Below are 11,932 nucleotides of genomic sequence, written 5' to 3'. Positions count from 1 at the left end.
TCGTATCAAGCCAAATTGGTGTAGACCACCTGCACGTCTTCGTCGTCCTCTAGCTTGTCGATCAACACCGACACCTCGTCCATCTGCTCGTCACTCAGCTCCAGCGGCACGGTAGGCACCCGCTGAAGCGACGCTTTTTTTATCTCGATCCCCTTCTCCTCCAGCGCCTTGCCCAGTTCACCGAAGGAGGCGTACTCGCCATATACGCGGACGATCGCCTTGTCCTCGCCGTTCTCCTGGGGGATTTTGTCCTCTTCGAGTTCCTCGAGGCCGTAGTCGATGAGTTCGAGCTCCAGCTCCTCCAGATCGATGGCGTCGTCCTTGTCGAACTCGAAGACCGACTTGCGCTCGAACATGAAGTCCAGAGACCCGCTGGTGAGCAGCTCCCCACCGTTTCGCACCAGCACGGCGCGGATGTTGGCGACGGTGCGGGTCGGATTGTCGGTGGCGGTCTCGATGTACATCAGCGTCCCATGGGGACCCTTGGCTTCGTAGGCGATCTCCTTGATGTCGGCGGCGTCCTTGCCCTGCGCCCGCTTGATCGCCGCTTCGATGTTGTCTTTGGGCATGTTCTGCGCCTTGGCGTTGAGAATCGCCGTACGCAGTTTGGGGTTCATCTCCGGGTCAGGACCGCCCTCTTTGGCGGCGATCGTGATCATACGCCCCAGCTTGGGGAAGATGCGCGACATCGCCCCCCATCGTTTGAGTTTGGCCGCTTTGCGGTATTCGAATGCGCGTCCCATACAGATATTCCTTCGGTAAAAATTTTGTCGCATTATACCTTATGCGATTTACATAACCGAAACAGCGAAGGGATGGAAACACTCAACATAAATATGATGTTCCATCCTTTTCGTGAACCGGGACGATACCGAAAAGGAAATGTTAATTAGGACAAAAATTGTCTGATTCATTGATATATATCAAGAAAAGTTTGATCGAAATTAGTATATAATCCGAATACAAAATTGACGAAAAAAGGGGAGAATATGGAAATTTTACCGTCAGATGCCGAAAAGATCGAAGTACCCGGCGCGACCGTGGACTTCTATAAGTATACGAAAGACGGCATTACCTACTATCAGTTCGACACGTCCCGCTGCGGACCGCCGGAACCTATGGTCAACGCCATGAGCGGCCTGAAACTGATCGACGGACCGGACAAGAAACTGGTCATGATCAACCACAAGAAACCGATGGGTCTGCTGGACAAGATCGGCCAGAACTTCGACATCGAGGACGAAACCCTGGAAGACGGCCGCGTCAAACTGATCTTCAGCTACAGAGAAGGCGCCAGCGAAAACGCCAATCTCAACGACGCCGCCTGCCACGGCTGACATCTACATAATATAGGGGGAAGACATGTTCAATGTCTCCAGGGAGTTCGCCCCTCCCTTCTCGCTGATCGCGCCTTTTTTCGTGATCGGCTCCATCTTCTATCTGATCGCCACATTGCTGCTTCCGATGTTCGGGGCCGACACGAGCCACTTCGACATCAGCGTCGTCGGATGGGCCCACCTCTTTCTGCTTGGCTTCGTCATGATGGTGATCTTCGGAGCGATGGCGCAGCTGGTGCCCGTCGTCCTCGAAGTGGGCCATTTCAGTGTCGACTTCTACTATCTCATCTGGCCGCTTCTGACGATCGGGACGATCCTGATGGTCATAGGCTTCTGGCTGGCGCCGGGGCTGCTGCCCTATGGGGGCATGATGGTCCTCATCGCGATGCTCACCTTCCTGGCGGACACGATCATGACGCTGCGCAAGGTCGAGCACATCTCGCTGACCGTCAAAACCGTCGCCGTCACCAACGGCTTTCTGCTGCTGGGCATTCTGGTGGGCTTCGCGATGGCCCTGGGCATCGGTGCCGGTGTCGGCGTCGATATCAACAAATGGCTCAACGCCCACATCGTTCTGGTGCTCGGCGGCTACGTGACACTGACGATCATGGGGATGAGTCTCATCCTGCTTCCGATGTTCGGCCTCTCCCACGGCTTCGACGAGCGCCCGATCAACCTGAGTTTCAAGGTGATGGTCGGCGGCGTTCTGGCCTATCTGGCCGGCGCGGCGATCGACTCGCAGGTAGTGCGCTTCCTGGCGATGCTGACGATGCTGGGCGCGATGAGCCTCTATCTGTGGCAGATATGGCTCATCTACGAAACCCGCGCCAGAAAAGAGAACGACATCTGGTTTCGCTCCATGGTCGTCGGATACGGCTCCCTGGCCTTTTCGCTCCCTCTGGGGCTTCTGGCCGCTCTGGGCGCGCCCGAAAACATCGGCATGACCGCCGTCTGGTTTCTGGTGATGGGATTCTTCACCTTCCTGATCAACGGGCACCTCTACAAGATCATTCCGTTTTTGGTCTGGTTCGAGCGCTACAGCCCGCTGGTCGGAAAACAGAAGGTCCCGATGCTGGCGGACATGTACCCGAAAAAGATGGCCGACTATCAGTTCTGGTTCAGCGCCGCGGGCGTCGTCATCGCCGGTATCGGCCTGCTTTTCCAGAGCGACACGATGTTCAAGGCCGGTGCCGCGTTCATGGCCATGGGTGCGGTCTTTCTCGTCACCAGCGTCAACTGGATGATGAAGTTCGGAAAAGAGTAAAAATATCACAAAGGAGTCTTCGTGGCTGAAAAAATCACGAAAGAGCAGGTTTTCGACGCGATACGCAAGGTGATCGACCCCGAAGTCGGGTTCAATCTCGTCGAGATGGGCCTCATCTACGACGCCATCATCGACGACGACAACAACGTCAAGGTCGTCATGACCCTCTCCACCCGCGGCTGCCCGCTGCATCAGATGCTGACCCAGTGGGTCAAGGATGCGGTCAAGGAGATCCCGGGTGTCGGAGAGGTAGAAGTGGAAGTGGTCTGGGAACCGGCCTGGAACATCTCCATGGCCGACGACAATGTTAAGAAAGCCTTGGGGGCGCTCTGAGACGAACTTCGTTCGTCGGTATCGAGTGCTGAGTATTGAGTCTGTCGACTTCGTCGATTTTTGAGTGGAAGCGGCGATGCCGCTTCTATATCTGTTCACTGTTCACTATTTACCATTTACTTCAAAAAGGAACTTTTTGAAAAACGACAATCCCTGGATGCATGAACTGCGCCATCTCTACGGGGCGGGCATCCTGCTATTCTACTACGCCAAGTGGCCGATCCTGGTCGGATGGCCTATCATGCGCCTCTATCTGGATTATCCCGACAACTGGATCATCGACGCCCTGTGGATCTGGTGTCTGATCCTGGTTCTGAAAGACTTCTACGTCTGGTTCATACTCAAAGAGAGCTACTGCGAAAGCAAATCGTGCAAAACGAAGGAGAAAGAGGATGACGGAGATCACCCCGAAAACGAAAATCAATGACCTGCTGAAGGCCTACCCCGAGCTCGAAAACTATCTGATGCGGCTCAACCCCAAATACAAAAAACTGAAAAACCCGATTCTCAGACGGACCGTCGCGAAGATCGCCACACTGACCCAGGTGGCCAAAATAGGCGGATACGACACCCTCGAGCTGGTCAACCTGCTTCGCAAAGAGGTGGGACAGCCTCCTCTGGAAGCGGCAGGCGGCGAAGAGAGCGAAGAGGTACAGGAAGCGCCCCTGTGGCTGCAAAACGAGCCCAAAGAGATCGTCGACGCCGGAAAGCTTCTGGAGGAGGAGAAAAACCCCCTGGCGGAAGTGAGCGGAATACTCAAGTCCCTCCAAAGCGGCGAGATCGTTCTGATAAAAAGCGACTTTCTCCCCTCTCCTCTCATCGACACCTTCAAAGAGCAGGGGCATGAGGTCTACGCGCAGGAAACGGAAAACGGGGAGTTTTTGACGTATATCAGAAAGCGCTGAGGCGCTTTCGTTAATTTGTATATTGGTTATTGGTATATTAGTGAAGTGTCTCCGGAGTTTTTTCCGATGAATTTATAATTTTCAGTCGGAATGGAAAGCGGTCTGTAGGAGAAAATTACACCCATCCGAGGGGAGGGAAAACCTCCGGACGGGTTTTGTGTCGAAATTCTAGGAACAGATCACCAGCTCTTCGGCGGGCACTTCCAGCAGTATCTTTTTCACTCTCTCCTGCCACAGCTCTCCGAACTTTCTTTTCTCTTCGGGTGTCGCGGCACCCTGCATCACTTTTTGCATCAGCGGCTGCATTTCCGGGTTTCCCGGCACGAGTGAAGGGTTGTAGCTCATCTCCACGTGTGCGGCGTTGTCCAGGCGGGTCAGGCGTACTTCGGCACCCATCTCCACACCGAAAACGAGTCGGTTGTTGCGGGCCATTCTGCCGCCAAGGCCTTTGAAGCCGCCTTCGTTGGCCGCGCCGGTCACAAGGCCGATACAATTGCCGATGACACCGGCGACCCCTTCATCCAGCGCCTCCCGGATCTCCACCTTCACGTTTCCGCGTACCGGCAGATCGTCGCCGTAGATTTTGGCCAGACCTATTTTGGTCATCAGCCACGCACCGGCCACGGTGGGACAGGAGTGGCCGGCGAATTTGACCATGTCGAGGTAGGTATAGGTGATGCGGCCGTTTTCCACGGCACCGAGAATGTCGGCCAGGGGGTCGACGGTATCGATCGGTTCGACTTCGTCGAAAAAAGCGGGATAGGTCATGAGAGTATTCCTTTGTCTTTGAGTTGATAATAGATTCGGGCGGCACCCACCAGGTTGATACCGTAGAGGATCGATTCGATCAGAAAGATCGCCCCCGCCGCTTTCCACAGCGGCGGTACGAACGACGCCACAAGAAACGAGATGCCAAGCGCCCAGTGCAGCCACAGATGCGGACGCATTCTGGCGGCGGGAATCACGTCCCCCATCATCGGACACTCCAGCACCCCTTTGGCGTTGAGATGGAACCAGACCAGAAAGGGGACGATCTTGTAACTCATGGCGAATATGATACTTAAAACGAAATAGCCGAACAGAAGCGCCGCGAAAACGAACGGCGTTTCGCCGCCGACGGCGATGGAAAAGAGCGCCAGAAGCACCGATGCGGCCAAAGAAGCCAGCCCCGTACGCCAGAGCCAGACCGTCGTGTCGGCCACGGGACGTTTCCGCTGGGCAAGACGCTTGAGCGTGACGATCGCGAATACCAGAAACAGCGCGCCCACCACGAAATCGAGCGCCGTCACGACCGCGGGAGAGACGAGGTAGAAAGGTACCTGCAGCGCCAATATCCCCAGTATCGCGAGAGGAAACCACTTCCGCACCACCTCCGGATAGGGCGGCGTGACATAGAACATCTCGATCACCTGAAACGCCACGGCCATGATCAGCATTCCGATCCATCCCAAAAGCATGAAGTGCATATGGACCGTGCGCAGAACGGGAAGCGAAAAGCCCAGATCCACACCCATGAAGGCGAGCATCGCCAAAAGTGCGAAGAAGAGGCCGAAACCCAGCGCCGCGACCGCGGCGATCATGCCGACGACGGAGGGGGTTTTGTTTTCCACTTTCAGCAGTTTGGAAAACATCAGAAAGACGACGAAGCCGAGGGCTCCCAGAAGCGGCAGCAGCGCCGTATGGAACATCCCCTCCAGCGCGAAATAGAAGCCACCCGAGAGCGTCAGTGTACCGAAAGCCATGAAAGCGTGGATCCAGCGGGCGTGATAGAGCGGATCCCTGATCGACGCACCGGCGATGACCGGCAGCATCTGAAAGAGCGAACCGACCATCGCCATACCTGCGATTCCCAGTACGACGAGATGGACGACGGCGACCGTCTCGGGAGCCTCCCAGAGCCAGAGCGTCGACGTGTCGGCACCCAGAACCGCGAGCGAAGCCAGGATGCCAAAGAGCGGAATCGTCAGAAAGAAGCGCAGAACGACCGCGAAAGGCGGCGCCTGATCCAGCGATAGGCCCCGGTTAAACATCGCAGTACTCCGAGAGAATCTTTTCCAGATCGGCTGCGGGGTCTTTGGTGAAGAGTATGTGCCACTCTCCCTCTTTCGTCTCGCACGAGGCGTACCGTACTCCCTGTTTTTCGGCGATCATCAGCAGAGGCGTCGGATAGCGGTGGATGAAAATGTGCAACACCTTTTCGCCCTCCAGCCTTCTCATCATCTCCACGGAGCGTTCGAGAGGCTCGGGGTGGTTCAGGCCGCGCACGTCGAGTTCGAGACGTTCCATCCGCTTCAGTGCGCCTTCATCTTTTCGACGAGCTCTTTGGCCTGCTCCTCGAGCACCTGGTCGCACATGGCGTAGAGCATCTGCTCCTCTTTCATGTTGTGCTGCTGCAGCAGAATCATCAGCGTATCGGCCACCGAGAAGAATCGGTCTTTGTCCCCTTTGTCGAGGGCGTCTTTCATCTGCTCCAGCAGACCGCGGACCTGGTTGTGCTCCAGTTTCATCACGTAGGTCGGCCCCTCGGTACTCAGCGTCGCCGCCTCGAAAGCGGGAAAGAGGATCTCCTCCTCCTTGTCGAAATGTTTGAGAGTGTCGATCATGAAGTCCTCGAAATGGGTGAAAGCCTTTTTGAAATCACCCTCGTTGACCGCCTGCTCCACTTTCGCGAACGCATCGTCGCAGTGGCGGTGTTCGTCCCGCATGAAATCGGAAATTTCCATAAATTTATTCCCCCTTTTTATAATCAATACTAAAAAACAGAAAAAGCAGACGTCGGATCTACCTGAACATCACGAAGATCTTGCCCATCAATACCGCTGTCAGAGCCAGAAACGAAACGAGAATCCAATCCATTGTCGATCCTTTCAATCTATGATGATCGATTGTACAAAAAATCTCTTTTCAAATCGTTGATACGCATCAAAGCTGTCACGAAAGCGTCACGAAATATCGCAACGAAGGGATCGCGTGACAGTTTCGTGAGAAGAATTTTTATGGCTTGGAAAGTGGAATCGTTCTATCATTTCAACAGCCGGAAAGATCCGGCACCTACTCCGCCTGCCGTGAACGAATGGCAGGTTTTTTTCAGCTTGCATCGAAGGGCAGGGGCCGAAGCCTTCCCTCCCCGGGCTTCGGCCCCTGCCCTTCAATTGAAGTTCTTACATAATCACGAAAAGATTGAACCATGATCATCAAAGAGATACTAAAACGCGACGGCTCGAAAGAGAGTTTCGCCCCATACAAAATCGAGGATGCCATCAAAGCCGCTTTCAAAAGCCAGAATACACCCTACGACAGCACCGTCTTTTTCAACGTGCTCGAACGGCTCAAGACCAAACGGGTCGCCGCCGTCGAGGATATCCAGGACATGATCGAGCAGGAGCTTTTCAAAGCGCGCTATTTCGAGGTGATGCGTGCCTTCATGATCTACCGCCATACCCACAAGATGCAGCGCGAGCACATCTACGGGCTGGCCGAGGACACCACCTTCGTCAACTCCACCGAAACGATCGAGGAGTACATCGGCAAAAGCGACTGGCGCATCAACGCCAACTCCAACACCGGCTACTCCCACGCAGGGCTCATCAACAATACGGCGGGCAAGGTGATCGCCAACTACTGGCTCGACAGGGTCTACTCCAAAGAAGAAGGATACGCCCACAGAAACGGCGACTACCATATCCACGACCTCGACTGCCTTAGCGGCTACTGCGCCGGATGGAGCCTGCGGGTACTTCTGGACGAAGGGTTCAACGGCGTCAGGGGCCGGGTCGAGAGCCGCCCGCCCAACCACTTCCGCGAAGCCCTGGGGCAGATGGCCAACTTTCTGGGGATCCTCCAGAGCGAATGGGCCGGCGCCCAGGCTTTCAGCTCCTTCGATACCTATCTGGCACCCTACGTCTTCAAGGACCGTCTCCCCTACGAAGAGATCAAAAAGGCGATCCGAAGCTTCGTCTACAACCTCAACGTCCCGGCACGCTGGGGTCAATCGCCCTTTACGAACATCACGATCGACTGGACCGTGCCGGAAGATCTGAAGGAGCAGATCCCGACCCGTGCGCAAAATCACCTTTTCAAAGGGATCGAAGACGGGGAGCTGCTGCGGATAGCCAAAGAACGGGACCCTTCCGTCGAAACCCTCGAAGATCTGCGCTACGGACATTTCCAGAAGGAGATGAACCTCATCAACCGCGCCTTCTACGAAGTGATGACCGAAGGGGACAGCACCGGGCAGCCATTCACCTTCCCGATCCCCACCGTCAACATCACCGAGGATTTCGACTGGTACGGGGAAAACACCGACATTCTCTTCGAAAACACGGCCAAGATCGGCTCCTCCTACTTCCAGAATTTCATCGGAAGCCAGTACATCCGTGACGAAAACGGCAATCTCGTCCCAAACGAGGAAGCCTACAAACCTGGACACGTCCGGAGTATGTGCTGTCGGCTGCAGCTCGATCTGCGGGAGCTTCTCAAACGGGGCGGAGGTCTCTTCGGCAGCGCGGAGATGACCGGAAGCATCGGCGTCGTGACGATCAACATGGCGCGGCTGGGATTCGTCTACAAGGGAGACAAAAAGGGTCTCTACGCCCGTCTGGAGGAGCTGATGGACATGGCCTCCTCCACGCTGGAGAAAAAAAGGCGCTTCATCCAGGAGCTCTACGACCGGGGCCTTTTTCCCTATACCAAACGCTACCTGCCCGGCTTCAACAACCACTTCTCCACGATCGGCGTCAACGGCATGAACGAGATGATCCGGAACTTCACCGGCGACAGCGACCACATCGCCACGCCGACCGGCCAGAAATTCGCGATGGATATCCTCGATTTCATGCGTGAAAAGCTCAAAGGCTACCAGGAGAGGACGGGAAACCTCTACAATCTCGAAGCCACACCGGCCGAGGGGACCACCTACCGCTTCGCCAAGGAGGACAGGAAACGGTATCCGGGAATCATCCAGGCGGGCATGGAGGAAAACATCTACTACACCAACTCCTCCCAGATACCCGTGGACTGGACCGAAGACCCCTTCGAGGCGCTGGAGCTGCAGGATGCGCTGCAGTGCAAATACACGGGCGGCACGGTCCTGCACCTGTACATGCGCGAGCGGATCAGCTCCGCCGAAACGTGCCGCAACCTCGTCAAAAAGGTGATCACCAACTTCAGGCTCCCCTACATCACGATCACCCCGCTCTTTTCGGTCTGCCCAAAACACGGCTACATTCCGGGAGAGCACGAGTACTGCCCAAAATGCGACGAGGAGCTGCTGCTCACCTGCGACGAGATCGTCGAAGAGGACGATTCGGAGGAAGCGGCCTCGTGATCGGGGAGGTCACGAAGAGTCTCAAACCCAATTTGAAAGGAGAACGAATGAATCGAGAAAAACTGCTTGAAAGACTGGAACACAAACGTACCAGATGCACCGTCTATACTCGTGTGATGGGGTATCACCGCCCCGTAGAGAGTTTCAACATAGGAAAAAAAGGGGAGCACCGACAGAGGAAACCGTTTGTCGAACGATAAACCGATCTACGACATCACCCCTTTCACCCACGTCGACTATCCCGGGAAACTGGCGGCGATCGTCTGGTTTTCCGGGTGCAACATGCGCTGCATGTACTGCTACAACAGCGACATCGTCTTTTCGAAAGAGGGGAGTTACAGTGTCGACGACCTGCTGGACTTCCTGAAGCGGCGCATCGGGCTGCTCGACGGCGTGGTACTCAGCGGAGGGGAACCGACGCTCCACGATCTGGAACCGGTATGCCGTTCGATCAGGGAGCTCGGTTTTTCGATCAAACTCGACACCAACGGCCTCAATCCACAGCGGGTCAAATCACTGGTCAAAAAGGGTCTGGTCGACTATATCGCCCTCGATTTCAAGGCCGAAAGCGAAAAGTTCGGCTACATCACCGGCTCGAGCCGTTATCTGAACTTCATCGAGACACTCGATTTTCTGATCGCCGAAGGATTCGACTTCGAGGTACGCACCACCGTCCATGCCGACCTGCTGGATCCCGATGACATCAACCGCATGATGGAGGAGCTCAAAAAGAGAGGCTACGAGCGTACCTACTACCTCCAGAGATTCGTCGAAACACCCGACAACATCGCCCACCTGGGAAAACCCACAAAAACGTTCGACGAAACCGCCCTGCGTCACACTCTGCCCGTCTCCTGGCGCTGAACCCCTTTCACTTCCGACTTTCCACCCTCAGCACGTATCCCTGTCCCGAGACGTTCTCGATGAGCCTTTTGTCGCTCTTTTGACGGACACGTTTGATGAAGGTGCGCAGACGCTCGTCGCTCACTGCCTCGCCTTCCCAGAGCCGCTCCTTGATCGATTCGTTGGAGAGATAGTGGTTGGGGCTGTAGAGAAGCTGTGCGATGAACCTGCTCTCCCGTTTGCTCAGATGCACCAGCACCCCTTTTTTGAAGAGCTGTTCGCTCTGCAGATCGTAGGTGAAAGGCTCCAGCAGCCGGATCAGGCTCTGCTTCTTGATCCTGTCGGCCAGCGTGCAGAGGTAGCTCAGAAGCTCCTCCGGATCGAAGGGCTTGATGAAATATTTGACGACTCCCACGTCGATGGCACCCAGCAGCTTCTCCTTGTCGCTGTAGGCGCTCAGAATGACGATCGGCGTGTCGGGACTCTCCTTCTTGATCGCTTCGGCCAGTTCGAGCCCCGTCATTTTCGGCATCGTGATGTCGGTGATGACCACATCGGGTTTTCTTTTTCTGAAGAGTTCGAGCCCCTCGATACCGTCGGATGCGATCCAAAAGCCGGCGAAGTAGTCCCCGATCGCTTTTTTCAGCAGCTCTGCGAGTCGTTTTTCGTCTTCGACGAGAAGAATGTTCAGTTGGGAGAGTTTGGTACGGCACGACATCTCACGGCTCCATCGGCAGTCTGATCGTAAATTTCGCACCGCCCCCGCTGTTTTGCACGTCGATCGTCCCGCCGAAACTCTTCTCGACGATCATCTTGGACATAAAAAGTCCCAGACCGGTCCCCTGGGCGGCATGCTTGGTCGTAAAGTAGGGTTCGAAAATCCGCTCCAGCGCTTCGGTTTCGATACCCCCCGCATTGTCGGCGATCTCGATCACGGCTTCCTCTCCTTTTCTGAAAATCCGGATATCGATCCGGCGTTCTTTGACGTTTCTCTGCCTGAAGGCGTCCTTGGCGTTCTGCAGCAGGTTGATGAGTACCTGTGAGAGTTCGTTGATCACCCCCGTCACCTTCAGCGTGCCGTCGATCTCCCTGTGGATCTCGATATACTCCTTCACCAGGGTCTTCTCCAATATCTGCAGCGCCTCCTCCAGGCTTTCTGAGAGCAGAAACGGTGCTTTGGGCTTGTCCGGTTTGAAGAAGTTGATGAAGTCTTCGATCGTCTGGGACATGTTCTGGATCAGGACCTTGGCGTCGCCGTAGGCCGCATCCACCAGCGCGTCGTCGTGCTTCTGGGCCGCCTTCTTGAGATTGAAGAGCGCCAGAGCCAGTTCGGTCAGGGGCTGCCGCCACTGGTGGGCGATGTTGGCCATCATCTGCCCCAGACTCGCCAGCCGCGACTGCAGAAAGAGCATCTTCTGCTTCTCTTCGTTCTTGCGCACCTCTTCACGGACACGCTCCTCGAGATGCTTGTTGAGTTCGTAGAGCTTGCGGGTCTGGAGTTTGACGCGCTCCTCGAGGGTTTTGTTGAGCAGTTCCAGCTCCCGCTCCTTCTTCTCCAGCGCCATTTTGAGCTCCACCTCTTTGGTGACGTCGTAGCGGATGGCGATGAACTCCTCGATCTCCCCTTTTTCATCGAGGATAGGTATGATCGTCGTGTTGACGTAGAAAGTGCTCCCGTCCTTGGCCCGGTTCTTGACGGTCGACTTGAAGGTCTTTTTGGCCAGGATCGTATCCCACAGCTTCTTGAAATTGGACTTGGGTACATCGGGATGCCGGACGATGTTGTGGTTCTTGCCGATCAGCTCGTCCCGGCTGTAGCCGGAAATCTTGCAGAATTCGTCGTTGACGAAAGTGATGATACCGTTGATGTCGGTCTTTGAAACGATGTTGGAACTCTCGATCGCCTCTTTGTACTGTTTGAACA

Annotated in this window: 15 protein-coding genes; 8 read left to right on the top strand and 7 right to left on the bottom strand. The window is 55.5% G+C overall.

All coding sequences use genetic code 11. The features are described from left to right. Positions 1 to 5: 5 nt before the first annotated feature. Positions 6 to 743 carry a YebC/PmpR family DNA-binding transcriptional regulator gene (locus Q1K23_RS03360; RefSeq protein ID WP_300362373.1) on the bottom strand — a complete coding sequence of 246 codons (738 nt, stop codon included), beginning with the start codon at positions 741 to 743 and terminating at the stop codon, positions 6 to 8. 246 nt (positions 744 to 989) lie between these two features. Here Q1K23_RS03360 and Q1K23_RS03355 point away from each other — a divergent pair, with 246 nt between their 5' ends. From Q1K23_RS03355 to Q1K23_RS03335, 5 genes are all read left to right on the top strand, one after another. After that, complete coding sequence (locus tag Q1K23_RS03355) at positions 990 to 1,337, top strand: hypothetical protein (protein WP_300362371.1); 348 nt, start codon at positions 990 to 992, stop codon at positions 1,335 to 1,337. 25 nt (positions 1,338 to 1,362) lie between these two features. After that, complete coding sequence (locus tag Q1K23_RS03350; RefSeq protein WP_300362368.1) at positions 1,363 to 2,601, top strand: hypothetical protein; 1,239 nt, start codon at positions 1,363 to 1,365, stop codon at positions 2,599 to 2,601. A gap of 21 nt (positions 2,602 to 2,622) precedes the next feature. Next, the gene (locus Q1K23_RS03345) at positions 2,623 to 2,934 is read left to right on the top strand and encodes a metal-sulfur cluster assembly factor (RefSeq protein ID WP_300362365.1); all 312 of its coding nucleotides are present in this window, start codon (positions 2,623 to 2,625) and stop codon (positions 2,932 to 2,934) included. A 136-nt stretch (positions 2,935 to 3,070) separates the two neighbouring features. Continuing rightward, a complete protein-coding gene (locus tag Q1K23_RS03340) occupies positions 3,071 to 3,361 on the top strand; it encodes a hypothetical protein (RefSeq protein ID WP_300362363.1) in 291 nt (96 codons plus the stop codon). Beyond that, the gene (locus Q1K23_RS03335) at positions 3,327 to 3,839 is read left to right on the top strand and encodes a DUF1858 domain-containing protein (protein ID WP_300362361.1); all 513 of its coding nucleotides are present in this window, start codon (positions 3,327 to 3,329) and stop codon (positions 3,837 to 3,839) included. Before Q1K23_RS03340 ends, Q1K23_RS03335 begins: the two co-directional genes overlap by 35 nt. Positions 3,840 to 4,007: 168 nt before the next feature. Here the strand turns inward: Q1K23_RS03335 and Q1K23_RS03330 are convergent, their stop codons facing one another. The 4 genes from Q1K23_RS03330 to Q1K23_RS03315 are packed head-to-tail and all read right to left on the bottom strand — an operon-like array spanning position 4,008 to position 6,562. Beyond that, entirely contained in the window at positions 4,008 to 4,607 is a 600-nt protein-coding gene (locus Q1K23_RS03330) for an FmdE family protein (protein ID WP_300362359.1), read from the bottom strand. Next, positions 4,604 to 5,869, bottom strand: a complete 1,266-nt coding sequence (locus tag Q1K23_RS03325; protein ID WP_300362357.1) for a hypothetical protein — start codon at positions 5,867 to 5,869, stop codon at positions 4,604 to 4,606. The genes Q1K23_RS03330 and Q1K23_RS03325 overlap by 4 nt, the downstream gene beginning before the upstream one ends. Then, the gene (locus Q1K23_RS03320; RefSeq protein ID WP_300362354.1) at positions 5,862 to 6,125 is read right to left on the bottom strand and encodes a DUF2249 domain-containing protein; all 264 of its coding nucleotides are present in this window, start codon (positions 6,123 to 6,125) and stop codon (positions 5,862 to 5,864) included. Before Q1K23_RS03320 ends, Q1K23_RS03325 begins: the two co-directional genes overlap by 8 nt. Positions 6,126 to 6,130: 5 nt before the next feature. Further along, positions 6,131 to 6,562 carry a hemerythrin domain-containing protein gene (locus Q1K23_RS03315; protein ID WP_300362351.1) on the bottom strand — a complete coding sequence of 144 codons (432 nt, stop codon included), beginning with the start codon at positions 6,560 to 6,562 and terminating at the stop codon, positions 6,131 to 6,133. Positions 6,563 to 7,029: 467 nt separating this feature from the next. On the opposite strand from Q1K23_RS03315, the gene Q1K23_RS03310 reads away from it, so the two are divergent. From Q1K23_RS03310 to Q1K23_RS03300, 3 genes are read left to right on the top strand one after another with little or no spacing between them, the layout of a single operon-like run. Next, on the top strand, positions 7,030 to 9,165 hold the full coding sequence (locus tag Q1K23_RS03310) for a ribonucleoside triphosphate reductase (RefSeq protein ID WP_300362380.1): 2,136 nt from the start codon (positions 7,030 to 7,032) through the stop codon (positions 9,163 to 9,165). 47 nt (positions 9,166 to 9,212) lie between these two features. Further along, positions 9,213 to 9,365: an anaerobic ribonucleoside-triphosphate reductase gene (gene nrdD / locus Q1K23_RS03305; protein WP_300362348.1), complete on the top strand. Its 153-nt coding sequence runs from the start codon at positions 9,213 to 9,215 to the stop codon at positions 9,363 to 9,365. Next, the gene (locus Q1K23_RS03300; protein ID WP_300362345.1) at positions 9,352 to 10,029 is read left to right on the top strand and encodes an anaerobic ribonucleoside-triphosphate reductase activating protein; all 678 of its coding nucleotides are present in this window, start codon (positions 9,352 to 9,354) and stop codon (positions 10,027 to 10,029) included. The genes nrdD and Q1K23_RS03300 overlap by 14 nt, the downstream gene beginning before the upstream one ends. A 7-nt stretch (positions 10,030 to 10,036) precedes the next feature. Here Q1K23_RS03300 and Q1K23_RS03295 read toward each other — a convergent pair whose 3' ends face one another. Together Q1K23_RS03295 and Q1K23_RS03290 are read right to left on the bottom strand one after the other, a co-directional pair. After that, on the bottom strand, positions 10,037 to 10,726 hold the full coding sequence (locus Q1K23_RS03295) for a response regulator transcription factor (protein WP_300362342.1): 690 nt from the start codon (positions 10,724 to 10,726) through the stop codon (positions 10,037 to 10,039). 1 nt (position 10,727) lies between these two features. Then, a partial coding sequence (locus Q1K23_RS03290) for an ATP-binding protein (protein WP_300362340.1) occupies positions 10,728 to 11,932 on the bottom strand: 1,205 nt, incomplete at its 5' end.

Source organism: Hydrogenimonas sp., from assembly GCF_029933015.1.
GTDB lineage: Bacteria > Campylobacterota > Campylobacteria > Campylobacterales > Hydrogenimonadaceae > Hydrogenimonas.
Note: the sequence above shows the minus strand (reverse complement) of the source record. Positions and strands in the feature narration are given on the sequence as shown.

Bases quoted from the DNA above. Each gene is read 5' to 3' on its own strand.
- nrdD (WP_300362348.1), top strand. From the start codon at position 9,213: ATGAATCGAGAAAAACTGCTTGAAAGACTGGAACACAAACGTACCAGA.
- Q1K23_RS03335 (WP_300362361.1), top strand. From the start codon at position 3,327: ATGACGGAGATCACCCCGAAAACGAAAATCAATGACCTGCTGAAGGCC.
- Q1K23_RS03320 (WP_300362354.1), bottom strand. From the start codon at position 6,125: ATGGAACGTCTCGAACTCGACGTGCGCGGCCTGAACCACCCCGAGCCT.
- Q1K23_RS03360 (WP_300362373.1), bottom strand. From the start codon at position 743: ATGGGACGCGCATTCGAATACCGCAAAGCGGCCAAACTCAAACGATGG.
- Q1K23_RS03315 (WP_300362351.1), bottom strand. From the start codon at position 6,562: ATGGAAATTTCCGATTTCATGCGGGACGAACACCGCCACTGCGACGAT.
- Q1K23_RS03325 (WP_300362357.1), bottom strand. From the start codon at position 5,869: ATGTTTAACCGGGGCCTATCGCTGGATCAGGCGCCGCCTTTCGCGGTC.
- Q1K23_RS03295 (WP_300362342.1), bottom strand. From the start codon at position 10,726: ATGTCGTGCCGTACCAAACTCTCCCAACTGAACATTCTTCTCGTCGAA.
- Q1K23_RS03355 (WP_300362371.1), top strand. From the start codon at position 990: ATGGAAATTTTACCGTCAGATGCCGAAAAGATCGAAGTACCCGGCGCG.
- Q1K23_RS03350 (WP_300362368.1), top strand. From the start codon at position 1,363: ATGTTCAATGTCTCCAGGGAGTTCGCCCCTCCCTTCTCGCTGATCGCG.
- Q1K23_RS03330 (WP_300362359.1), bottom strand. From the start codon at position 4,607: ATGACCTATCCCGCTTTTTTCGACGAAGTCGAACCGATCGATACCGTC.